A 21,074-nucleotide genomic window follows, 5' to 3' on the forward strand; every position below is an offset into this window, starting at 1 on the left:
CGCCTAGCGGAAAAGCCAGGGGCGCTGTTCACGGTGCTGCTGTTCAAACTGACGAATCACGGCGTCATCCTGCAGGGTGATGCCAATATCATCCAGGCCTTCCAGCAGGCAGTGTTTGCGAAACTCGTCCACGTCAAACTCAAGGATCTCACCGCGTGGCGTAATAATGCGCTGGTTTTCCAGATCCACATCCAGCGCATAGCCTTCGCGCTCTTCGGTTTCCTGGAACAGACGCTCAATCTCGTCTTCTTCCAGGCGCACCAGCAAGAGGCCGTTCTTGAAGGCGTTGTTATAGAAGATGTCGGCAAAGCTCGGCGCGATAACTACCTTGAAACCAAAATCTTCCAGCGCCCAAGGGGCATGCTCCCTGGAGCTGCCGCAGCCAAAGTTACGCCGGGTCAGCAGGATTTCGGCATTCTGATAACGGGGCTGATTGAGCACGAAATCAGGGTTCAGTGGCCGGTTCGAGCAATCCTGGCCCGGCTGGCCTTCGTCCAGATAGCGCAGTTCGTCAAACAGGTTAACCCCGAAGCCGGTGCGCTTGATGGACTTGAGAAACTGCTTGGGGATGATCAGGTCGGTATCGACGTTAGCGCGATCCAGTGGTGCCACCACCCCTTCAAAACGTTCAAATTTTTTCATTCTTCAAGCCTCCTGGGCGTGGTTGGCATCGTTGGCAGGCAAGCTGCGTACATCCACAAAGTGGCCGGCAATCGCGGCAGCGGCGGCCATCGCCGGGCTGACCAGGTGCGTGCGGCCACCGTAGCCCTGACGACCTTCAAAGTTGCGGTTGGAGGTCGAGGCACAGTGCTCGCCTGCGCCCAGCTTGTCGGCATTCATCGCCAAGCACATGGAGCAGCCCGGCTCGCGCCATTCAAAGCCTGCCTCGATAAAGATCTTGTCGAGGCCTTCTTCTTCCGCCTGACGCTTCACCAGGCCAGAACCCGGCACCACCATGGCCAGCTGGATATTGCTGGCAACCTTCTTGCCCTTGGCCACCTTGGCGGCTTCACGCAGGTCTTCAATTCGCGAGTTGGTGCAGGAGCCAATAAAGACTTTATCCAGCTGAATATCGGTGATTTTCTGGTTGGGCTGCAGGCCCATATATTCCAGAGCGCGTACATGGCTGCGTTTGATCGTTTCATCCAGAGCGGCTTCCGGGTCAGGCACCTGACCGGAAATGCCGGTCACCATCTCGGGGCTGGTGCCCCAGCTGACCTGCGGCTCAATCTCGTCGGCATCCAGCGTCACGATCTTATCGAACTCGGCATCCGGGTCCGAGACCAGATTGCGCCAGTCGGCCACTGCTGCTTCCCACTGTTCAGCGGTGGGCGCGTAAGGACGGTTGCCAATGTAGTCAATGGTGGTTTCATCCACAGCAATCATGCCGACCCTTGCACCGGCTTCAATCGCCATGTTGCACACCGTCATGCGCCCTTCCATCGACAGCGACTCAATCGCACTGCCCGCAAATTCGATGGCATAGCCGGTGCCGCCCGCGGTGCCAATCTTGCCGATAATCGCCAGCACTACATCCTTGGCGGTCACGCCCAGGCCGAGTTCGCCTTCAACCCGCACCTGCATGTTTTTCATCTTCTGGGTCAGCAGGCACTGGGTCGCCAGCACGTGCTCGACTTCTGAGGTGCCAATACCGTGGGCTAGCGCCCCAAAGGCACCGTGGGTAGCGGTGTGGGAATCGCCGCACACTACCGTCATACCTGGCAGCGTTGCGCCCTGCTCGGGGCCGATGACGTGGACAATGCCCTGACGCGGGTCGTTGATGCCGAATTCGGTAATGCCGTACTCAAGGCAGTTATCGTCAAGAGTCTGCACCTGAATGAGGGACACTGGATCCTTGATGCCTTTATTGCCTTCGGCACGCTCGATCAAGGTCGTCGGAACGTTGTGATCCGCAGTCGCCAGGTTGGCATCCAGGCGCCAGGGCTTGCGCTTAGCCAGGCGCAGACCTTCAAAAGCCTGGGGCGAGGTGACTTCGTGGAGCATGTGGCGGTCGATGTAGATCAAGGCAGTACCGTCGTCACGCTGCTTGACCAGATGCTGATCCCACAGCTTGTCGTAAAGTGTTTTAGCTGACATATGCTCTCCCGGGCCATGGCCCTGTGATTTTCCAGTGATGAGGTAACCCTGGACGTGAACCTGACTGGGCGTGCTGCAGGGTAGTGAATGCAATGTTACCCCGCTCGCAGATAAAATCAATTCATGTTATTTATGGATTAGATTCCCAGCAGGAATACTAATGGACACTCAACATCTACAAGCCTTTTTGGCCGTAGCCGATACACAAAGTTTCTCCAAGGCCGCTGATCAGCTGTTTCTGACCCAACCCGCGGTCAGCAAACGTATCGCCATGCTGGAGCAGCAGCTCAATACCCGGCTGTTTGATCGCATCGGGCGGCGCATCGCCCTGACCGAAGCCGGTGAGCTGCTATTGCCCCAGGCGCGCCATATCCTGCTCAGCGTGGAAGACAGCCGCCGTGCCCTGGCCAACCTGTCCGGCCAGGTCGGCGGACGTCTGACCATGGCCACCAGCCACCATATCGGCCTGCACCGCTTGCCGCCGATTCTCAAGGCCTATACCCAGCAACACCCTGAGGTGGATCTGGACTTGCGCTTTGTCGATTCCGAGCTTGCCTATCAGGGTGTGTTGAATGGCCATCTTGAGCTAGCGGTGGTCACCCTGGCGCCGCACCCGGTCGAGCAGCTCAGCGTCACCGAGCGCTGGCGCGATCGCATGTGTTTTGTCAGTGCCCACGACCACCCACTGGCCAGGCAGGTCAGCCGCCCGGCCAAGCCATTGGCGCTTACCACGCTGTGCGAACACCCCTGCGTATTACCCGGCGCCCAGACCTTTACCCGCAGCCTGATAGAAGAGCGTTTCGCCCTTAAGGGGTTGGCGCTATCGGTGAGCATGTCGACCAATTACCTCGAAACCCTGAAGATGATGTGCAGCGTGGGGCTGGGCTGGAGCCTGCTGCCCGAAAGAATGCTGGATGAGGATCTGGTTGAACTACCCGTCGATACGCCGCCCTTTTACCGCCCGCTGGGCTACCTCACCCATAGCAACCGTACCCTTTCCAATGCCGCTCGCAAGATGATTGAGGCGCTAGAACAGGGCCGCTAGGCAGTCGGGTCAGTCTGGTAGCTATACACAATCGCTTCCTGCTTGCGCGGGCCCTGAATCGACCAGGCCACCCGGATCTGGGTACCTTCAATCGTGAGCGAGGCGGCATACACATCCTGGCCGCATAGATGCGGGTCGACTTCCCGCCACTGCCCTGCCTCATCCGGGGCCATATCAAACAGCAACACCGGCTTATCCACACCAAAGCGCAAATGCTCCAGACGCAGCTGATGCCCTATTGCTGTCCAGCGGAAGGTGTTGGTGAAGGCAAACGCAGACGGATGCTCTGCGCTTTTGTGGTTCGGCTGCCAGTTGCCTGTTTCGTGAAATACCAGGCTGTTCTCCTGCGCTGCTGAGACCTTGACCTCCCCCTTGCCCACCCCTTCCCAGCCGGTACCTGCCTGACTTTGCGCGTTAAAATGCAGTACGCGCACACGGCGCAGACAGCTGAGCACCTCTTGAGAAGTTTGCATCTTTCTCTCCTTAACAACAGCGAGCCTGCAAAATCGGGCTTGTCACTTTTATACAGTCGGTTAGGCTGAGGGTAAATTCACCCATAGAGGCGATTTTATCTTGGGTAACCTGCAGACACGCCTGGACGATACGTCTTCAACCATTCCTGCCATCGACCCGGTACACCTGTCACTGCTTGAGCAACACGGCCTGACGGCCACCGAGCTTGAACCACTGGGCATTGAAATCCGCGGCGCCGATGTGCGTTCAGCGCTGCCTGAGGCAGTGATCAAGGCGCTGGAAGTTGAAATGGCCCAGCGTGGCTTTATTGTCTTCAAGCACCAGACCGAGCTGTCCGCCAACGAACTGGTGGAAGCCAGCAAATGGTGGGGCGCCGGAGAAATCCACTCGACCCACGGCGTTCACCCCGCCACTCCGGATATGAACCGGGACATCTTCCGCTGCTCCAACGATGACCGCTACGGCATTCTTGGCGTTGGCCCACAGTGGCACAACGACGGCAGCTTCGAGGCGGCGATTTTCTCCCACTCAGCCTATTATATGGCCCGCGCCCCAGAACACGGCGGCGGCACCCACTTTGCCCACCAGGGCGCCGCCTTTGATTCCCTGCCCGAAGAAAAGCAGGCTTACTGGGAACGCCTGGTATCGGTCAACTCCGCCTCCGGGGTCAGCCACCCTGTGGTGCATACTCACCCCATCTCCGGGCGCAAAAGCGTCTGGCTACACCTGGGCATGACGGGGGCAGTGATTGAGCGCTTGCCAGAAGACGGCGTGCCCATTGAGGAGCTGCAGCGCCAGCCGGCGGATGTTGCCCAGATGCGCCTGCTCAATGCCGACGAACTCAAGCAGTTATTCAATGATTACAACGACCTGCTAAACGCCTCCTTCGACAAGGGCTACGGCATTCGTTACCACTACGACACCGGCGATCTGCTCTATGTGGATAACTGGGCGCTGGCCCACCGCGCAGCGCCAGAAGCGCATATGTCCGCTGAGCAGCAAGGCCTGCGCATCATGGATCGCGTCACGGTCAAGGCCAAACAGAATCTGGCGCCCCACTTCGGCCTGCCCCAACATATCAATCTTGCCGGGCCTCACCCCTTTAACCACGACGGCATATGGCAAGCCGGAGGGATCGGTTTTCGCTGGAAGGACGATATTCCAATGCAGAACTGAGGGCAAAGAGCTGTTGCCGCCACTTTCGGCAATGTTCAGACCTCTTTGCCATCCCTGGGGCTAAAGGCGTGGTAATAGAGGATTGGAATCAGCACCAGAGTCAATAAAGTGGATACCAGCACACCGCTGGCTAGGGTAAGGCCCAGCGGCTCCAAGGCTGGCTCAAAAATCAGCACACCGCTGCCGAACATCACCGTCGCAGCAGTCAGTAAAATCGGGCGGGTGCGCTGGGCACCCGCCTGGACTACTGCCTCTTTCAGCGCCATCCCCTCGTTAAGCCGCTGCTCAATAAAGTCCACCAGCAGAATAGCGTTGCGGGTCACGATGCCGCCAAGGGCAATCACTCCCAATACCCCAGTGCCGGCAATATTGATCCCCCATAGCCAATGGGCGGGTATCACCCCGATAAAGATCAGCGGAATGGGCAGCATGATCAACAGAGGTAGCGTGTAGGATCCAAACCAGCCGGCCAGCAGGACATAGATCAGCACCATCACCACCAGCCCGGCAACGGCCAGATCCCTGTAGACGCCTCGGGTCATTTCCCATTCACCCGACCAGTAGAGCAAAGGCGAGGCGGCTTCATCCGGCGGCTGGCGCCAGCGAATCTCCGTGCCTGGCCATTGTTCACTCACCAGCGCTTCAAGCTGCACGCTCAGCGGCTGCGCCACGGAACGATCCAGATCAGCAAAGACGGTGGTTACCGGCATCAGATTGCGCCGATACCTGGCAGGTTCGCCATCGTCGTGGCTGAAATCCAGCAACGACTCCAGCGGCACCGGCTGGCCGCTGGCGCTCAGGGTATAAAGGCTACGGATGGCCTGTTCGGAACCCCGGTCCTGCTTGGCCAGGCGCAGGATAATGGGCACTGAATCCCAGGCATATTGACTGCCGGACCAGTCGCCGAGGGTTTTGCCCGCAATGGCAAGCGACAGGGTGCGCGTCACCTCAGCCGGGATGACCCCATAAGTCGCTGCCTGCTGCGGGTTAACGTTCAGGTTCAGAGACGGCAGGGCCGCCATGGGGCTCTGGCTGGTGGTGATCACTCCTTCTTGCTCGCCTAGCCATTGCTCAAGCTCGTCGGCCACGGCCTGACGCGCCTGCGGGCTTGGCCCGTAGATCTCGGCGGTAATGGCTCGGTCACTGGCGGGGCCGGAAGGAATCCGTGCTATATGGCCAGTGGCCTGGTGAGGCGCCAGCCAGCCGCCAAGCTGTTGAGCCACCTCCCGGCTGACCTGGTAGCTCTGGCGGTCACGCTGCTGTCAGGCACCAGGCTTACATGCAGGGTCAGATCCCGGGGCGCTTTATCAGTGGGGGCCGTAAGCGTTTCCGGCGGATAGATCATCGGCGGGGTCAGGCCGGCATACAGGGTGACCGCCCTGACTTCCGGCAATTGACGCAGCTGCCGGTTCAGATCAGAGGCCACGCCAAGCGACTCGGTCAGGGTAGCCGTAGCGGGCAGTTCCACCTTGACCGCAAACAGATTCCGGTCCAGCAAGGGCGTCAGGCCAATCTGCACGCTGCGTGTTGCCACCAACGCAAGACTTAACAGCAACAGGATCACCAGGCCCAGATAGAAAAACCAGCGCAATATGGCAGAGCGGACAAAGGGCGCCAGCAGGCAGCGATAGCGCACCACAAAGGGGCTGTCTTCTCCACGCTCTTTGTGGCTTTGCTGCTCTTCTTTCTCATCGCTTTCGGATTGCTTCACTTTCAACAGGCGATAGCCGAAATAAGGCGTTATCGTCAGGGCGACCAAGAGGGAAAACAGCACGGCAGCCGAGGCGCCCAGTGGAATGGCGCGAATATACTGGCCCATTTCGCCTGTAATATAGGCGGTGGGCAACAGAGTCGCGACCACCAGCAGATCTGCCAGTATGGTCGGATTACCCACCTCATTGACCGCCTTGACAGTAAGCTCACGACTTTTTCGCCCGCGCGCTGAAAATGCCTCGCGACGTTTTCGAGTATGACCACGGCATCATCCGAGAGAATGCCGATGGCCAGAATCATGGCGGCAATCGATACCGGGTTCAGGGTGAACCCCAGGTGATGGTACAGGTAGGGCACAATCGCCAGCGAAGACGGCATCATGATGGCGATCACCACGGCGGCCCGCCAGCCGAGACCCAGCCAGATAATCCCCACGACGACCAGGGTGCCGGTTAATAACTGCGACAGCACGCTGAAAACCCTGGCCGTGGCATCTTCCCCCGCATCCAGGATGATATCCAGGTGGACGTCCGACGGCAGGACCTCGTGCTGAAACTGCTCCAGCCGCGTGATGACGGCCTGTGTCACATTGCTAACGTTCCGGCCTTCCAGGGTGGTTACTGCCAGCGTCACGGCCGGGAAAGGCGCTGAATGGCCTTCCTGCCAGTGCAATACGGCCTGATTGTTTTCCACTCGGCCATGGCGAATATCCGCCACCTGGTCCAGATAAACCGGGCCTCCGCCATCGCTACCGACGGGGATGCGCCCCAGCTGCTCAAGCTGATCCAGCTTCATTCCTGCCTGAAGATTGGTGACCGGCGGGCTTTCCAGGCGGCCGGTGGGCACCTGCAGATTGGCACCCGCTACCGCCTCGGCCAACTGGTTCAGCGGGATCTTGCGGGCCGCCAATTGGTTTGGGTCCGGCAGGATTTCAACCGCAGCGCGGTCGCCGCCGAAACGTTCCACATCGCGCACGCCGGGAATACGCAGGACATCTGACGTCAGTTCAGCTGCCACCTCTTCCAACCCGGCCGGGCCCAGGGTCTTGCTGCTGAGGGTGGCCGTCAGCACTACCAGGCGCGAGGTCCCATAGGTCTCAATGGTGGCCGGGCCGGCGTTAGTGGGCAGATCATCACGACGGGCGCCAAACAGCTCACTCAGCTGCGAGAACGCCTTTTCCTTGGCCGTACCCGGAGTAAACTCTACTGATAGAAGCGCCGCATGGCTTGAGCTGCTACTGCGCACATCACTGACATTGGGAAGTTCCCGCACCCAGCTGGCCGCTTTACGCGCCAGCTGATTATCAACGCGCTCAACGCCAGCTCCCGGCCAAGGGATGAGTATCGTGGCAGTGGGCACATCAATATCCGGCCGGTCTTCCCGGGGCGTTACCAAAAGTGCATAGCCGCCTAGCAGCAAGCAGGCCACCACAAAAAGCGGCACGATGGGCGAATCAAGCAGCCGATTGGCAATCCGCCCTGCCAGGCCCAGCTTACTCTCCTGCATGTTGCGGCCCTGATGGCTTGATCGTGACCGTTTGCCCGTCCTCAAGTTTGACAGAAGGGTTCAATACCACCTTGTCGCCCACCGTTAAGCCCTGGGTCACGGGAATCAGCTCACTGTCATTAGCTGGTGGGTTAGCCAGCTTTATCCACTCAAGACGCACGACAGAGCCACTGCTGGTCTGCTCGACCACCAGCGTTCCGGTCAGCTGGCCTCTGCGCAATAGTGCCGCCTGGGGTAGCCCCACCCACTCGCTGGCCTGCGTCTGCTGCGCCCTGTCCGGCACCAGCACAGAGACGACCTGACCCGGCGCAAGCGGGTCATCGGCGGTTTCCAGGCTCAACCTCAGGCGCTGGCCGGTGGCCTCCTCCCCAGCGCTGGCACCACGCTGATCAGAGAGGCCGGCAGGCTTTTACCCTGCGGCCCAACAACCACGAAAAGCTGCTCACCGGGCGTAAGGCGCGAAGCCACCTGACTGGACACCGGAACGTCCACGCGTAACTGATCCCGGGATTCCATGATCACCAATGGCTGACCAGGCCCGACAAAGCTGCCAGTATCCACCGGCGTTTCGGTCACCCTGCCGTTGAAAGGTGCGGTTAACCGGGTATAGCTCAGGTTTGCCTGCTGGGCCTCCAGTTCGGATTCGGCGGCCTGGAGCTGGGCTTGCAGTTCCTGATACTTGACCTGGGCCCTTTCCATTTGAACACGGGCTATCAGGTCTTCGGCGTACAATCGCTCCAGCCGCTGGCTTTCCAGCCGGGCCTGTTCCACGCCAGCTTGAGTGGCGCTGATTTTAGTGCGTGTCGCCGCGATGGCGGCATTGACTTCCCTGGCATCCACCTTGGCCAGCAGGTCGCCGGTGGTCACCCTGTCACCCGGCTCGACCTCGACTGACAGCAGGGTGCCAGCAAAACGGGTGCCCAGGACCGCACGCTTGCCGGGGCGCACCACGCCGGGCAGCTTCTGGCTGACCGCCCCCTGCCAGGCCTGAACCTCGGCAATCTGGACGTCGGGAATTTCGCTGGCGGTTTGCTTGGATGGAGGCGCATCGCTGAAACAGCCGGTAAGCAACAGCATCGCTGCCAGCAGAGGTATTGAAACAAGCATCTTCATGGTGACGGTTGACCAAGCGCGAGTAAGGGGTCACGGCCGTTCTGCAAATGGTAGTTCATACCGGCAAGCAGGGCCTTGTAACGGGCATCAATCAGGGTGGCTTGCTGCTGATCCAGGCGCGCCTGGGCAGCAAGCAGCTCTGTCATTGACCCCAGGCCTTCTTCGTAGCGTCGTATGGCCAGGCGTGCGGCACTTTCAGCGGCTTTTTCAGCGTTTTCAGCGGCCTGCCAGGCGGTGTATGCCGCCTGCCACTGGCGGGTGGCCACTGCCTGTTCCTGCTGAATCCGCCGCCGGGTATCCTCCATTTCAACCTTTGCCTGCCGGGCCTGGGCTCGGGATTCGGCCATTCGCCCTTCACGGCCAAAGCCATCAAACAGCGTCCATTGCAGATTGACCGCCACTAGCCAGCCATCGGCATGATCTTCCAGCGGCTGGTTGCCTTGCACCCACTGCTGCCTGGCCAGCAGGTTCACCCGGGGTAGCCACTCGGCTTGTGAGGCGCTGGCCCTGGCCTCTGCGGCATCAACGGCCAGTTTGCGGGCCTGCAGGTCTCTGCGCGGCAAGCTATCGTCCCTTATGACCAGCGGATCGGGGCGCGGCATGGAGTCTGTCACGTGCAGCGGCTCCTGTGGTGCCATACCCAGCAGATTCTTTAGCTGGTATTCCGCTTCCATTGCGTTACTTTGCACCTGTGCAACACGAGCTTCGGCAGCCGCCCGCTGAGCATTGGCCTGTTCGATGTCCAGACGCGCCGCCATTCCCTGTTGATAGCTTGCCTCAGCCAGCCGGGCAGCCTTTTGAGCCGCCGTGTGAGACAGGCGGGCAGCGCTTTCATGCTGCTGTAAGCGCAGGATATTGAAGTAGCGGCGCGCCACTTCCAGACGCAGGGCCTGCTGGCCCCATTGTTGCGCCTCTTGGCGGGCATCGACATTCAAACGGGCTGCCTCACGCTGTTGCAGGGCATCGGCGTTGTAGACAGGCTGGATGAGCTGAAGCCCCACCATCGTACCTTCTACCGGCCCGAAATCAGTGCTCTCGATACGCGGCGGTATCCCCAGCACCGGCACCGGTACACCGGTAATCAACGAGGAATCCGCCCGCAGCCACGCCGCATCCGTAGTAACAGTAGGCAGAAACGCCTGAGAAGACTGTTGATAGACGGCTTCCGCTTCCTGAGCCTCTGCCTCCAGGGTTTGTAGTTGGGTCGCCTCACGCTTGGCAGTGGCCAGCGCTTCATCCAGCGAAAATGCGCTGGCTACCCCTGGCAACATAAAGACAACAGCAATGAGTGCTCTTAGATTAAGCAAGCCAACTCCTGACCTTGCAACCAATGGCTGAATGAATGAGACAAATCAGCTTAACACTTTATGGTTCAGGTGCGGAATTAGGCTTAATACTGCTAAAGCGGTGATAGGGTGATTACCCGAAGACGGCAACACTCGTGAGAAGCTGCGACGCAAGTAGGCGGCACAGGACTCTATTGGAAAGGCCCATTGAAAGACAAACTGAACGGGATGTATATCTGCGTACTAGCGGCGATGACGCCATTTGCAACGGTATCGATAGGCGCAGCACGCAAGCATGCTCAGCCGCGCCTTGGTTATTAACGGCCTTTATTTGCCGTTGACCATCTCTTCACATTCAGCGATCAAGTCATCCAGTACCTGGACTGACGTTTTCGCTTCAGCTTTGATTTCTTTCAGGAAATTCAGTTCGCTCTGACTTACATGATCGTCCTTCAGGATCAGCTCGCGCAGCAAGTCCACTTCTTTAGTGCTAACGTGCCCGTCACCCAAGGCAAAGCCTTTCGCAACCTTACGCCACTCAGCCATAAATTACCTCCTGTCGCTATCGTTGATATAGATACCTGTAGATACTTTCTATCTACAGGTACTAATTTAGCAGACACCAGGGGTTGTGGGCACCCTTTTTCCCCAACACAAAAGCGTCTCCCGAGGATTTGTCTGACACGGCTTATAATCTCACTCAAATGCTTCATACTGAGGCAGGCCATCTGTACTTTCGAACTAGTTCACTTTTCGTCGTACCCATATTTCATCGAAGCATGCCTGCCAAAGGCCAAGGTTTCTTCTGAAGCGGGAGTAGTCCATGGCAGACAGGCTGTGACTGATGGCCGACTGGTCGATGCCGAGATGCTTGGCCGCTGCCGATTGTGAGTCACGCTGCATATACTCACGGACGATCTCGTGCTGGCGGCGTGTCCAGCCCAGCATCTGCGCATACAGCTGATCACCCAGTGCGCTGATCAATTCGCTTTGCCAGGTCTCCAGGCTAGTGTGATGATAACAAAACAGTTGCCCGGTCTGTTGCATTCCGGCCAGTTGATCTGCGGCCTGATGAAAAGCGGGACCATCAAAGTGGTACACGGCTGGCGGCTGATCAACATCATTGGCAATGGCCTGAATATCCAGATCACCAACCACCACCGAGCATCTGACTGCTTGGGGATAAAGCCCAAACCAGAGTTTTTGCATGATTCGACCACTGGCTGGATTGGTCACAATACCGGCGAATTCGTCAATTCCGGCCTGTACGGCAAATTTTGCAATCAGATCATCCGACTGTTCATTAAGCGCATCCATACAGTGGGATACCTGAGCGGCAAACGCTTGTCGATCTGATATCTTGCGAGAATCCCTGATATCGCACAGTACAACGGTAGCCCGCATTGCCATGAACCTTAATGATTTTAATGAACGTTAATGTGCATAAATATAAATTATGAGTTATTTTGTTCATAATTACAATATATGAGTATATTCATACATTTTATAGCCGTAGCGTATCTTCATCCGTCTGTTGCCTGACAGGCATGTCAGTATCGTTGTGATTGGCGATCAAATCGTTCGGGAGCATAGGAAACTTATAGCAGACTCCCCAGCCACGCTATCGCCAGGACGCACCAGCCAGAAATGCAAAACCGGTAATCTTCACCCATACTGATTGAGCGCTTTCTAAACTATATTTTTGACTTTATCTGCCTCGCGCTCTCCTTGCAAAGCGCTCTAATCTTTTATCTGTCACGTAAATACCCGGTAGCTTGTGCCGGGTGACTGGTAAAGCATCGCAAACAATATTAGCCTGCTAACTCAACCATCAAGGGCATGAGATGCAAGAGACAACCATCAGGCAGCGGTTGGCAGGTATATTGATCGCTTTGGCACTGCTGTTACAGATAGTCGGTTTTACCGGCTGGGTTTCCACAATACTAGCTGTGAGTTATTTGCTATGGCTTGGGGTAGTGCTGCTGTGGCGAGATATTCCGCGTCGTTCACGCCTGCAGGCAGCAGCCTTGATAGCCCTTGGCCTGGGTATGCTGCTGATAGCGCGCTTTGTGTACGGTGCGGACATTGATTGGCCTGGCATGCTAACCGGCAACACCTTTGTGGTCGCCATGCTGGTAGGGGTGAGCTTTATCTCACTGATTGGTAAACAGCAGGGCCGCAAGGGCGTGCCAGGGCAATCAGTGACGGGTGCAGGCGGGATTTTACGTACCTGGTTGGGGGTGCATTTTCTTGGCACGATTCTCAACCTTTCAACGGTCTTCATGGTCGGAGACCGCCTGGCCCGCCATAATCCGCTGAGTACGCCACAGTTTCTGGCTCTGAACCGGGGGCTTTCCAGTGCGGCGCTGTGGTCGCCGTTTTTTGCTTCCATGGGGGTGGTGATGGCCTTGGTGCCGGAAATGAACTACCTGACCGTGGCGGTGGTAGGCTTTCCACTGGCCATGCTGGCCGGACTGTTCACGGCGCTGGAGCTGCGCCAGCGCTTTGACTTGAGCGATACCGTCGGCTTTTCGCTTTCACCGCGCAGCCTACTGATGCCGGTTGGCATGGCTGCTTTGGTGATGCTGTTTCATTTTGTGCTGACGCCAGCGCTTTCCATTGTCAGCATTATTACCTTTCTGCTGCCGCTGGTGGCTATCGCCAGCAACCTGCCAGAAGGCCTGAAATGGACTCGTCGGCGGGTCAACCAGCATACCCTTAACCGCTTGCCAGCCATGCGCGGAGAGATTTCGCTATTCCTGGCCGCGGGTTTATTGACCCTGGGGCTGTCAACGCTGCTGGAGGCAGCCACCGGCGATAGCTGGTCGCTGTTTGCCGAGTTCAGCATCCCTCAGGCCTTGATCAGCTTTGCGACCATTTCCCTGAGCGCCCTGCTGGGTTTGCATCCGATTATCGGCGTCTCGGTACTGGCCTCAATGCTGCCCCTGGAAGGCGCTGAGCAGACTCTGTTTGCCTTTGTGGCTCTGTCTGCCTGGGCGGTGGGCACCAGCGTTGGCCCTCTGTCAGGCATCAACCTGTCATTGCAGGGCCGCTACGGGGTGAGTGGCTACCATATGATGAAGAACAACCTGATCTATGCCGCTGCGCTGAGCAGCGGCGTGGTGGTCATGATCAGCCTGTTGGGCGCTTGGTTAAACGTCTAGGACGCTTATGCCATCCGTTCAAAGGGTAATACCCGCCAGGAAAAACCGCAGTGTTTTTTCCTGAGGTTGCTGGTCGATCACGTCTTGCAGAATGTTTAAAAGTTCAGCAAGCGGCGCTTGATCGCGTGCCGCAGTGGATGAACTCTTGAACAGCACATCCAGTTGGTCATATGTATCCATGGCATCACACAAGCAGTCAAACGCAGCATCCCAGTTATGGCCAAAGTAATCGGGAAAATCAAAGGCCGTTGATAATGCGTTCAACACCGAGCTTTTGCTCATCTCGCCCTGATCATCCAGCTGAACCGTAATGTCAGGCTGAATGGATGTCATCTGGTCAGCCGAATAAACCCCGAAACAAGCAGGTCACTCATGGCGGTGTAATCCTGGTGAAGGACCCATAATGATCCTCAGTGTAATAGTAAACTTCCGGAGGGTTTCCACCTGTCACCACACGCCTGGGTCCACGGTGATTCAGCCCGGGTGTATCCACGGTAAATTCACGATAATAACCGCGAGGCTTTTGCGGCAGACGACCCTCGCGGTTTTCAAACGTGATTCCATCTCGGCTATAAGGGTACGGCCCCCTGCTGTATCAGCTTCAACGTCTGGTGAAGATTCTGCTCTTGCTGGGATAGAGACGTAGAAGTAGACGAAGACTCGGATGAAGATGACTGCGTAAAACTGTCAAGCGCACCGTCCTGCAGAAAGAAGGCACCGACCACCAGGATTAACGGTACTAACAGCTTTTTGAATTTTAACATTCCAGGTTCCTTTGCGTGTTTTTAACACAATTCCCATCAAGATTATTACAAGCCTGTCGGTATGATTGCTGTACCAACACTGTGTCATTACCGGGCTGCTTTCGGGTGGGGTGTCACTCAATGACGAAGAACCACCTGATCTATGCCGCTGCGCTGAGCAGCGGCGTGGTGGTTATGATCAGCCTGTTAGGCGCCTGGTTAAAGGTCTAGGACGCTTGCGACAGGCGGTAGAAGTAACGGTGGCCGCACTGGTGGCAAGGCTCAAGGCGGGCGACTTCCTCCAGGGTGACGACGGCATCACAGTGTACGCAGGCCATCTTGCCAGGGGCGGCCATCTCGCCTTCACAGTAGTCGGCACGGGCCGCTTCCAGATCATCTTCAAAGCGTTCGCGCTCGACCACGCTGCGGTCAGCAATCGAAAGCAGCGATTCCGCCACCCGGCGCGATAGCGCATCGATATCAATATCCAGCCACTGGGCGACCTGCTTGCCAGTGTCCGCCAGGAAGAAGCGCATGTCTTTCAGGTCGCGCTCTACCCAGGCGCGCAGCAGAGCCAGTTCATCCTTGGTGAACTCTTCCAGCTCACTTTCAAATTCAACCGCGTCATCAAGGTCCTTCTGCAGTGCTTCCCAGGTCAGCTCGTTGGCGCCTTCCTGCAGTCGCTCCAGCAGGCGTTCATAGCCTTCGCGCAGGCGTTTGTCTTGTTGCTGTTGCATAAACCTCTCCTTACTCACGTTGCGCGGATGTTGGGTTACCGTTCAAGGTTCCTCTCGCATAGGATACAATCAGATGCGACAACATACATTGATTTTCATCATTCACCCTGCCCGATTTTTACGGGCGCCCACGCCAAGGCATTGAATAAACCGATGGACGCACATTACAGCCCACGTGAACTCGAACACCAGGTACAGCAGTATTGGGACAAGAACCAGTGCTTCAAAGCCGTAGAGGATGCTTCAAAAGAGAAGTTCTACTGCCTCTCGATGTTCCCCTACCCCAGCGGCAAACTGCATATGGGCCATGTGCGTAACTACACCATCGGCGATGTGGTTTCGCGCTTTCAGCGTATGCAGGGCAAAAATGTCATGCAGCCGATGGGTTGGGATGCGTTTGGCATGCCCGCCGAGAACGCGGCGATCCAGAACCAGGTGCCGCCCGCCAAATGGACTTACCAGAATATCGATTATATGCGTAACCAGCTGAAAGCGCTGGGGTTCGCCTATGACTGGGGTCGCGAATTTGCCACCTGTGACACCAGCTATTACCGCTGGGAACAGTGGTTCTTCACCAAGCTGGTGGATAAAGGCCTGGTATACAAGAAGATGTCGACGGTCAACTGGGATCCGGTCGACCAGACCGTACTGGCCAATGAGCAGGTGATTGAAGGCCGTGGCTGGCGCTCTGGCGCTCTTGTCGAGCGTAAGGAAATCCCCCTGTGGTTTTTGAAAATTACCGATTACGCCGATGAACTGCTGGCGGATCTGGATCATATCGACTGGCCGGAACAGGTCAAAACCATGCAGCGCAACTGGATTGGTAAATCCCGTGGCGTCGAGCTGAGCTTTGATATCGAAACCGCAGAGGGTCAGCCCGCCGAGCCGATGTCGGTCTACACCACCCGCCCGGATACTCTGATGGGGGTCAGCTACATGGCGGTGGCCGCCGACCACCCGCTGGCCAAACAGGCGGCTGAAACCAGCGCTGAGATTGCCAACTTTCGCGAGGAGTGTGCCAAAGGCGGTACCTCTGAAGCCGAAATGGCCAAGCGTGAGAAAAAGGCCTGCCCACCGGACATGTCGCCATTCATCCGCTTAATGGCAAGCAAGTACCCGTCTATGTAGCCAACTTCGTGCTGATGGAATTCGGCACTGGCGCCGTCATGGCCGTGCCAGCTCATGATCAGCGCGATTGGGAGTTTGCCACCAAGTACGGCATCGAGATTCTCCCAGTGATTGCCGCTGAAGATGGCAGCATCCCTGACCTTTCTGAAGGGGCCTACACTGACTACGGTACGCTGATTAACTCGGGCGAATTTGATGGCCTGACATTTGAAGCCGCCTTCGAGGCCATTGCCACCAAACTGGCCGAAATGGGCCGTGGCGAGGTCAAGACCAACTATCGCCTGCGCGACTGGGGTGTTGCCCGCCAGCGCTACTGGGGCGCGCCGATTCCGGTGAAGTACGGCCCCGCCGGTGAAACTGTACCGCTCACCGACGAGGAATTACCGGTCGAGCTGCCGATGGAAGTCACCGTCGATGCCTCCGGCTCGCCGTTGAAGAAAATGCCTGAGTTCTCCGAGCTAGGCGATGGCTGGCTGCGCGAAACCGATACCTTTGACACCTTTATGGAATCTTCCTGGTATTTTGCGCGCTTCTGCTGTGCGGATAACCATGAAGCCATGCTCGACGACAGGGTCAACTACTGGTTGCCGGTCGATCTCTATGTGGGCGGCATCGAACACGCCATTCTCCACCTGCTGTATGCGCGCTTTTTCACCAAGCTGATGCGTGATTTCGGGCTGGTCGAGGCCAGCGAGCCTTTCCAGCGCCTGCTCACCCAGGGCATGGTGATTGCTGAAACCTACTACCGCACGACCTCCAACGGCGGTAAGCAATGGTTCAACCCAGCGGATGTTGAGGTCAATCGCGATGACAAGGGCCGCCCGATCAGCGCCCTGCTGGTCAGCGATGGTCAGCCGGTCGAGATGGGCGGCATCGAGAAGATGTCCAAGTCCAAGAACAACGGCGTTGACCCGCAGTCGATGATTGATAAGTTCGGCGCTGACACCGTGCGCCTGTTCATGATGTTTGCCGCCCCGCCGGAGCAGTCGCTGGAATGGTCAGAATCTGGCGTAGAAGGCGCGCACCGCTTTATCAAGCGCCTGTTGCGCCAAGTGCATGAACATCTGGGAGCTGGCCAGCCGCCTGCTTTGGAGACTGCCCGCCTGAACGATGATCAGAAGGCCATGCGGCGCAAGACTCATGAAACCATCAAGAAGGCCAGCGATGATATCGGCCGCCGTATCACCTTCAATACGGCCATTGCTGCGGTGATGGAGCTTTCCAACACCCTGGCCAAGTTCGAAGATACTAGCCCACAAGGCTTGGCCGTGGCCCGGGAAGCTGTGGAAGCCAGCATTCTGCTGCTGGCCCCTATTGTTCCCCACGTCAGCCATATCCTCTGGGAGCAGTTGGGTCACGCCGAGCCTGTGATTGACGCTCGCTGGCCGCAGGTGGACGAACAGGCCCTGACCCGTGACACCATTGAGCTGGTGGTGCAGGTCAATGGCAAGCTGCGCGCTCGGCTTGAAGCCGATGCTGATGCTGACAAGGCCACAGTGGAAGCGCTGGCCATGGCCGATGACAATGTCCAGCGGCATATCGACGGCAAGACGGTGCGTAAAGTCATCGTTGTGCCCGGCAAACTGGTCAATATTGTGGTGAGTGGATGAAGCGCCGTCATTTTCTGCGCCTTACCCTGATGACAGGCATGGCAGCTTCGGCTGCCGTGTTGGGCGGCTGTGGCTTTCAGCTGCGAGGTACTCAGCGACAGCGCCATATTCCACCGATAGCCTTAGATGGCGATACCCGTAGCCTGGTGGCGCGCAACCTGACTGTGGAGCTCAACAACCTTGGTAATGGTATTGACGAAGAGGCGCCCTGGCGACTGACCCTCTCATCGCCGACGCTTGAGCAGCGGCGCCTGGGCGGTGAAGATTCCGGCAGCCAGGAGCATGAATTTACCCTGGAAATCCAGGTGTCCGTGCAGGAACGGTCAAGCGGCGGCTATGCACTGAACAACCAGACCCTCAGCGTTATCAGCCGCCAGCGTCTTAATGATGATGATCTGCTAAACCGTGAAAGCCTGATCGAGGAAACGCGGTTAACGCTATCCAGGCGCCTGGCACAGCGTGTCGTGGAACGCATCAGTGCTTTGGAGGCGTTCGAGTGAAGGTCTTTGCTGACAAGTTGCCAGCCGCCCTTGAAAAGCGCCTTCCCAAAGTCGTGATTGTTTCTGGGGATGAACCTCTCCAGCACCGTGATGCCTGCGATGCGGTGCGCGCCGCTGCCCGGCAAGCTGGCGTTGAAGAGAGAGAAGTAATTGACGTTGAGCCTAATTTTGCCTGGGGTCGTCTGCTGGATATTGCTGGCAACCTATCCCTATTCGCCTCGCGCAAGCTGATTGATGTGCGCCTGGGCAACCAGAAGCTGGGGCAGGAAGGCAGCAAGATGCTGGCGCATTATGCTGAACAGATGGACGGCAGCGACGATGTTCTGCTGCTCAGCATGGGCAAACTGGATGCCAAGCAGCAAAAAAGCGCCTGGTTCAAGGCGCTGGATAAACACGGCATTTTTGTACCCGTCTGGCCGGTCGATGCATCACGCCTGGGTTATTGGCTGCGCGACCGCGCGGGCTTACATGGTTTACAGTTGGATATGGACGCAGCCCGCTTATTGGGCGAACGTACCGAAGGCAACCTGCTGGCAGCTGATCAGGAATTGCAGAAGCTTGCCCTGATGCTTCCGCTAACGCGCGTATCAGTGCCGACACTATTGCTCAGGGCGTGGAAGACAATTCACGTTTTGATGTCTTTAATCTGGCTGATGCCTGCTTGAAAGGTGAACCGTCCAGAGTTTCACGCATCGTCCACGGCTTGCGAAGTGAGGGAATTGAAGCGCCAATTGTGCTTTGGGCACTGAGCCGCGAGCTGCGCACCCTGCTGTCTATTCATCAGCACATTGATCAGGGGCAGAGCTTTGAACATGCTTGCAAGGCACAGAAGCCGATGATTTTTGATAAACGCCGCCCAGCCTACCAGCAGGCCATTCAGCGCTTACCCATGAAGCGACTGCACAAACTGCTGCTGATGGCCCAGCGCCTGGATCTGGCTGTTAAAGGCGCGTCACCCGTGCCACTTTGGCCAGGATTGCATGATCTTGCCTTCACCTTGGCCGGTGGCCGTGGCCTGCTGGCAGAATCTGCCTGGACCTATCGGCTGCATTAGTTCTCTACCACTCAACGGCGCGTTGCATCGTAACCAAGGTCAGCACCGCGGCTTTCATCGCTGGTGCGACGTACGGAAACGCCACGGCGTTTGCGATTTTCCTCTTCGCACACCTCATCCTTGCCGCCGCAGATATCACAGCCGTTTTTCATCCCGATCTGGTTCAGTCCACCACATGAGCCTGCGATAGGCTTGCGGCCCAGAATGACACCGACTGCCATAGCGCCCATTACCAGCAGCATGAAACCAAATACCAGTAACCAGATTGCCATTGTTGAACACCTCGTTTAACAGTGAGTGTGCGTGGGGCCAATACAACAATAAACAGTGGCTCCACGATTCTCCTAGCCTAACTGACAGTATTATACGCTGATAGTGCTCTTTTCGACCAATCATGGCCCCATACAAAAACGGGGCCAGCCGATTGGCTAGCCCCGCTGTACCGGTAAGAGTAGAAATTATCCGCCAAAGTCATCCAGCAGAATATTTTCAGGCTCCACGCCCAGATCAAGCAGAAGCTTGATGCAGGAGGCGTTCATCATCGGCGGCCCACACATGTAGTATTCACAGTCTTCAGGCGCTGGGTGATCCTTCAGATAGTTTTCATACAGAACATTGTGGATAAAGCCGGTCGGCCCTTCCCAGTTATCTTCCGGCTGGGGGTCGGACAGCGCCAGATGCCACTCAAAGTTGGGGAACTCTTCAGCCAGCTTGTCATACTCTTCGTTATAGAAGGTCTCACGCCAGGAGCGCGCACCGTACCAGAACGAAATCTTGCGGCTTGATTTCAGACGCTTGAGCTGGTCGAAGATATGGCTACGCATCGGCGCCATACCCGCACCACCACCGATAAACACCATTTCGGCATCGGTGTCTCTGGCGAAGAACTCACCAAAGGGCCCCATGACGGTTACCTTGTCGCCCGGCTTCAGGCTGAACACATAGGTAGACATCAGGCCAGGCGGATGGCTAGTGCCAGGAGGCGGCGTCGCGATCCGGATATTGAACTTGAGCAGCCCTTTCTCATCTGGATAGTTGGCCATCGAGTAGGCACGAATGATTTCTTCGTCATTCTTGTGGGAAATGTCGAACAGACCAAACTTTTCCCAGTCGCCACGATATTCTTCTTCGATGTCGAAATCGGAGAATTTAATATCGTAAGGCGGCGCGACCAGCTGAACATAGCCACCGGCACGGAAGGCAACTTCCTCGCCTTCCGGCAGCTTCAGGTTCAGTTCCTTGATAAAGGTCGCCACGTTGGGATTGGCGGTGACTTCGGTTTCCCATTTCTTGACGCCAAAGACCTCTTCCGGCACTTCGACTTTCATGTCCTGCTTGACAGGCACCTGACAGGAAAGGCGCCAGCCTTCCTTTTTCTCACGCATGGTGAAGTGAGATTCTTCGGTCGGCAGAATAGAACCGCCGCCTTCTTCTACACGACATTTGCACTGCGCGCAGGAGCCGCCGCCGCCGCAGGCAGACGAAAGGAAGATGCCGTTGGCTGCCAGCGTGTTCAGAAGCTTGCCACCGGCTTGGGTAGACAGAGTATGTTCAGGATCACCATTCACTTCAATGGTTACATCCCCGCTACTTACTAGCTTACTGCGGGCCGCCAGAATAATCGCCGTCAAACTGATGACGATGATGGTAAACATGACGACACCGAGCAAGATGACAGTTGTATCAACCATGTCGGTTTCCTATTGCTGAGGGTTTTCAGTGAACCGG

General features: G+C 57.1%; 19 protein-coding genes and 3 pseudogenes. 6 read left to right on the forward strand and 16 right to left on the reverse strand.

Annotation, left to right across the window (positions count from 1 at the left end; translation table 11 throughout):
* Positions 1-3 precede the first annotated feature (3 nt).
* Positions 4-642: a 3-isopropylmalate dehydratase small subunit gene (gene leuD, locus HLB35_RS11210; RefSeq protein WP_171702636.1), complete on the reverse strand. Its 639-nt coding sequence runs from the start codon at positions 640-642 to the stop codon at positions 4-6.
* A gap of 3 nt (positions 643-645) precedes the next feature.
* On the reverse strand, positions 646-2,097 hold the full coding sequence (gene leuC / locus HLB35_RS11215; RefSeq protein ID WP_171702637.1) for a 3-isopropylmalate dehydratase large subunit: 1,452 nt from the start codon (positions 2,095-2,097) through the stop codon (positions 646-648).
* A gap of 160 nt (positions 2,098-2,257) precedes the next feature.
* On the opposite strand from leuC, the gene HLB35_RS11220 reads away from it, so the two are divergent.
* Positions 2,258-3,142: a LysR family transcriptional regulator gene (locus HLB35_RS11220; protein ID WP_171702638.1), complete on the forward strand. Its 885-nt coding sequence runs from the start codon at positions 2,258-2,260 to the stop codon at positions 3,140-3,142.
* On the opposite strand, the gene HLB35_RS11225 is transcribed toward HLB35_RS11220, so the two are convergent.
* Positions 3,139-3,615, reverse strand: coding sequence for a DUF6314 family protein (locus HLB35_RS11225; protein WP_171702639.1), 477 nt, complete (start codon positions 3,613-3,615; stop codon positions 3,139-3,141). The two genes, HLB35_RS11220 and HLB35_RS11225, sit on opposite strands and share 4 nt — an antisense overlap.
* A 100-nt stretch (positions 3,616-3,715) precedes the next feature.
* On the opposite strand from HLB35_RS11225, the gene HLB35_RS11230 reads away from it, so the two are divergent.
* Positions 3,716-4,792 carry a TauD/TfdA dioxygenase family protein gene (locus tag HLB35_RS11230; RefSeq protein WP_235937143.1) on the forward strand — a complete coding sequence of 359 codons (1,077 nt, stop codon included), beginning with the start codon at positions 3,716-3,718 and terminating at the stop codon, positions 4,790-4,792.
* Positions 4,793-4,827: 35 nt separating this feature from the next.
* On the opposite strand, the gene HLB35_RS11235 is transcribed toward HLB35_RS11230, so the two are convergent.
* The 7 genes and pseudogenes from HLB35_RS11235 to HLB35_RS11270 all read right to left on the reverse strand — a co-directional run bounded on the left by HLB35_RS11235 (position 4,828) and on the right by HLB35_RS11270 (position 11,814).
* Positions 4,828-6,015 carry an efflux RND transporter permease subunit gene (locus tag HLB35_RS11235; RefSeq protein WP_171702640.1) on the reverse strand — a complete coding sequence of 396 codons (1,188 nt, stop codon included), beginning with the start codon at positions 6,013-6,015 and terminating at the stop codon, positions 4,828-4,830.
* Positions 5,961-8,011, reverse strand: a pseudogene (locus HLB35_RS18920) (efflux RND transporter permease subunit). The gene HLB35_RS11235 and the pseudogene HLB35_RS18920 overlap by 55 nt, the downstream one beginning before the upstream one ends.
* The gene (locus HLB35_RS11250) at positions 7,998-8,351 is read right to left on the reverse strand and encodes an efflux RND transporter periplasmic adaptor subunit (protein WP_171702643.1); all 354 of its coding nucleotides are present in this window, start codon (positions 8,349-8,351) and stop codon (positions 7,998-8,000) included. Before HLB35_RS11250 ends, HLB35_RS18920 begins: the two are co-directional and overlap by 14 nt.
* A gap of 2 nt (positions 8,352-8,353) precedes the next feature.
* On the reverse strand, positions 8,354-9,124 hold the full coding sequence (locus tag HLB35_RS11255; protein ID WP_171702644.1) for an efflux RND transporter periplasmic adaptor subunit: 771 nt from the start codon (positions 9,122-9,124) through the stop codon (positions 8,354-8,356).
* Positions 9,121-10,431 carry a TolC family protein gene (locus HLB35_RS11260; protein WP_171702645.1) on the reverse strand — a complete coding sequence of 437 codons (1,311 nt, stop codon included), beginning with the start codon at positions 10,429-10,431 and terminating at the stop codon, positions 9,121-9,123. Before HLB35_RS11260 ends, HLB35_RS11255 begins: the two co-directional genes overlap by 4 nt.
* Positions 10,432-10,737: 306 nt before the next feature.
* Complete coding sequence (locus HLB35_RS11265) at positions 10,738-10,956, reverse strand: hypothetical protein (RefSeq protein ID WP_171702646.1); 219 nt, start codon at positions 10,954-10,956, stop codon at positions 10,738-10,740.
* A gap of 195 nt (positions 10,957-11,151) precedes the next feature.
* Positions 11,152-11,814, reverse strand: coding sequence for a SatD family protein (locus HLB35_RS11270; protein ID WP_171702647.1), 663 nt, complete (start codon positions 11,812-11,814; stop codon positions 11,152-11,154).
* Positions 11,815-12,254: 440 nt separating this feature from the next.
* Here HLB35_RS11270 and HLB35_RS11275 point away from each other — a divergent pair, with 440 nt between their 5' ends.
* Positions 12,255-13,574, forward strand: coding sequence for a hypothetical protein (locus HLB35_RS11275; RefSeq protein ID WP_171702648.1), 1,320 nt, complete (start codon positions 12,255-12,257; stop codon positions 13,572-13,574).
* A gap of 18 nt (positions 13,575-13,592) precedes the next feature.
* Here HLB35_RS11275 and HLB35_RS11280 read toward each other — a convergent pair whose 3' ends face one another.
* The 4 genes from HLB35_RS11280 to HLB35_RS11290 form a co-directional block, all read right to left on the reverse strand.
* On the reverse strand, positions 13,593-13,907 hold the full coding sequence (locus tag HLB35_RS11280; protein WP_171702649.1) for a barstar family protein: 315 nt from the start codon (positions 13,905-13,907) through the stop codon (positions 13,593-13,595).
* 37 nt (positions 13,908-13,944) lie between these two features.
* The gene (locus tag HLB35_RS18925; protein WP_422822452.1) at positions 13,945-14,133 is read right to left on the reverse strand and encodes a guanyl-specific ribonuclease; all 189 of its coding nucleotides are present in this window, start codon (positions 14,131-14,133) and stop codon (positions 13,945-13,947) included.
* A gap of 10 nt (positions 14,134-14,143) precedes the next feature.
* Positions 14,144-14,338: a hypothetical protein gene (locus tag HLB35_RS16520; protein ID WP_216601498.1), complete on the reverse strand. Its 195-nt coding sequence runs from the start codon at positions 14,336-14,338 to the stop codon at positions 14,144-14,146.
* A 206-nt stretch (positions 14,339-14,544) separates the two neighbouring features.
* Complete coding sequence (locus HLB35_RS11290; protein ID WP_171702650.1) at positions 14,545-15,054, reverse strand: zinc ribbon-containing protein; 510 nt, start codon at positions 15,052-15,054, stop codon at positions 14,545-14,547.
* 153 nt (positions 15,055-15,207) lie between these two features.
* On the opposite strand from HLB35_RS11290, the pseudogene leuS reads away from it, so the two are divergent.
* From leuS to holA, 3 genes and pseudogenes are all read left to right on the forward strand, one after another.
* Positions 15,208-17,792: pseudogene (gene leuS / locus HLB35_RS11295) on the forward strand (leucine--tRNA ligase).
* Positions 17,789-18,292, forward strand: a complete 504-nt coding sequence (locus tag HLB35_RS11300) for an LPS-assembly lipoprotein LptE (protein ID WP_171702651.1) — start codon at positions 17,789-17,791, stop codon at positions 18,290-18,292. The pseudogene leuS and the gene HLB35_RS11300 overlap by 4 nt, the downstream one beginning before the upstream one ends.
* Positions 18,289-19,346: pseudogene (gene holA, locus HLB35_RS11305) on the forward strand (DNA polymerase III subunit delta). The gene HLB35_RS11300 and the pseudogene holA overlap by 4 nt, the downstream one beginning before the upstream one ends.
* Before the next feature lie 11 nt (positions 19,347-19,357).
* Here holA and nqrM read toward each other — a convergent pair.
* Both nqrM and nqrF read right to left on the reverse strand, forming a co-directional pair.
* The gene (gene nqrM / locus HLB35_RS11310; RefSeq protein ID WP_171702652.1) at positions 19,358-19,618 is read right to left on the reverse strand and encodes a (Na+)-NQR maturation NqrM; all 261 of its coding nucleotides are present in this window, start codon (positions 19,616-19,618) and stop codon (positions 19,358-19,360) included.
* Positions 19,619-19,804: 186 nt separating this feature from the next.
* Complete coding sequence (gene nqrF / locus HLB35_RS11315) at positions 19,805-21,037, reverse strand: NADH:ubiquinone reductase (Na(+)-transporting) subunit F (protein ID WP_171702653.1); 1,233 nt, start codon at positions 21,035-21,037, stop codon at positions 19,805-19,807.
* Between the last annotated feature and the right edge of the window lie 37 nt (positions 21,038-21,074).

The organism is Vreelandella azerica (assembly GCF_013112225.1).
Taxonomy (GTDB): domain Bacteria; phylum Pseudomonadota; class Gammaproteobacteria; order Pseudomonadales; family Halomonadaceae; genus Vreelandella; species Vreelandella azerica.

Bases quoted from the DNA above. Each gene is read 5' to 3' on its own strand.
- nqrF (WP_171702653.1), bottom strand. From the start codon at position 21,037: ATGGTTGATACAACTGTCATCTTGCTCGGTGTCGTCATGTTTACCATC.
- leuD (WP_171702636.1), bottom strand. From the start codon at position 642: ATGAAAAAATTTGAACGTTTTGAAGGGGTGGTGGCACCACTGGATCGC.
- HLB35_RS11225 (WP_171702639.1), bottom strand. From the start codon at position 3,615: ATGCAAACTTCTCAAGAGGTGCTCAGCTGTCTGCGCCGTGTGCGCGTA.
- HLB35_RS11270 (WP_171702647.1), bottom strand. From the start codon at position 11,814: ATGCGGGCTACCGTTGTACTGTGCGATATCAGGGATTCTCGCAAGATA.
- HLB35_RS11255 (WP_171702644.1), bottom strand. From the start codon at position 9,124: ATGAAGATGCTTGTTTCAATACCTCTGCTGGCAGCGATGCTGTTGCTT.
- HLB35_RS11290 (WP_171702650.1), bottom strand. From the start codon at position 15,054: ATGCAACAGCAACAAGACAAACGCCTGCGCGAAGGCTATGAACGCCTG.
- nqrM (WP_171702652.1), bottom strand. From the start codon at position 19,618: ATGGCAATCTGGTTACTGGTATTTGGTTTCATGCTGCTGGTAATGGGC.
- HLB35_RS11280 (WP_171702649.1), bottom strand. From the start codon at position 13,907: ATGACATCCATTCAGCCTGACATTACGGTTCAGCTGGATGATCAGGGC.
- HLB35_RS11220 (WP_171702638.1), top strand. From the start codon at position 2,258: ATGGACACTCAACATCTACAAGCCTTTTTGGCCGTAGCCGATACACAA.
- HLB35_RS16520 (WP_216601498.1), bottom strand. From the start codon at position 14,338: ATGTTAAAATTCAAAAAGCTGTTAGTACCGTTAATCCTGGTGGTCGGT.
- leuC (WP_171702637.1), bottom strand. From the start codon at position 2,097: ATGTCAGCTAAAACACTTTACGACAAGCTGTGGGATCAGCATCTGGTC.
- HLB35_RS11275 (WP_171702648.1), top strand. From the start codon at position 12,255: ATGCAAGAGACAACCATCAGGCAGCGGTTGGCAGGTATATTGATCGCT.
- HLB35_RS11300 (WP_171702651.1), top strand. From the start codon at position 17,789: ATGAAGCGCCGTCATTTTCTGCGCCTTACCCTGATGACAGGCATGGCA.
- HLB35_RS11265 (WP_171702646.1), bottom strand. From the start codon at position 10,956: ATGGCTGAGTGGCGTAAGGTTGCGAAAGGCTTTGCCTTGGGTGACGGG.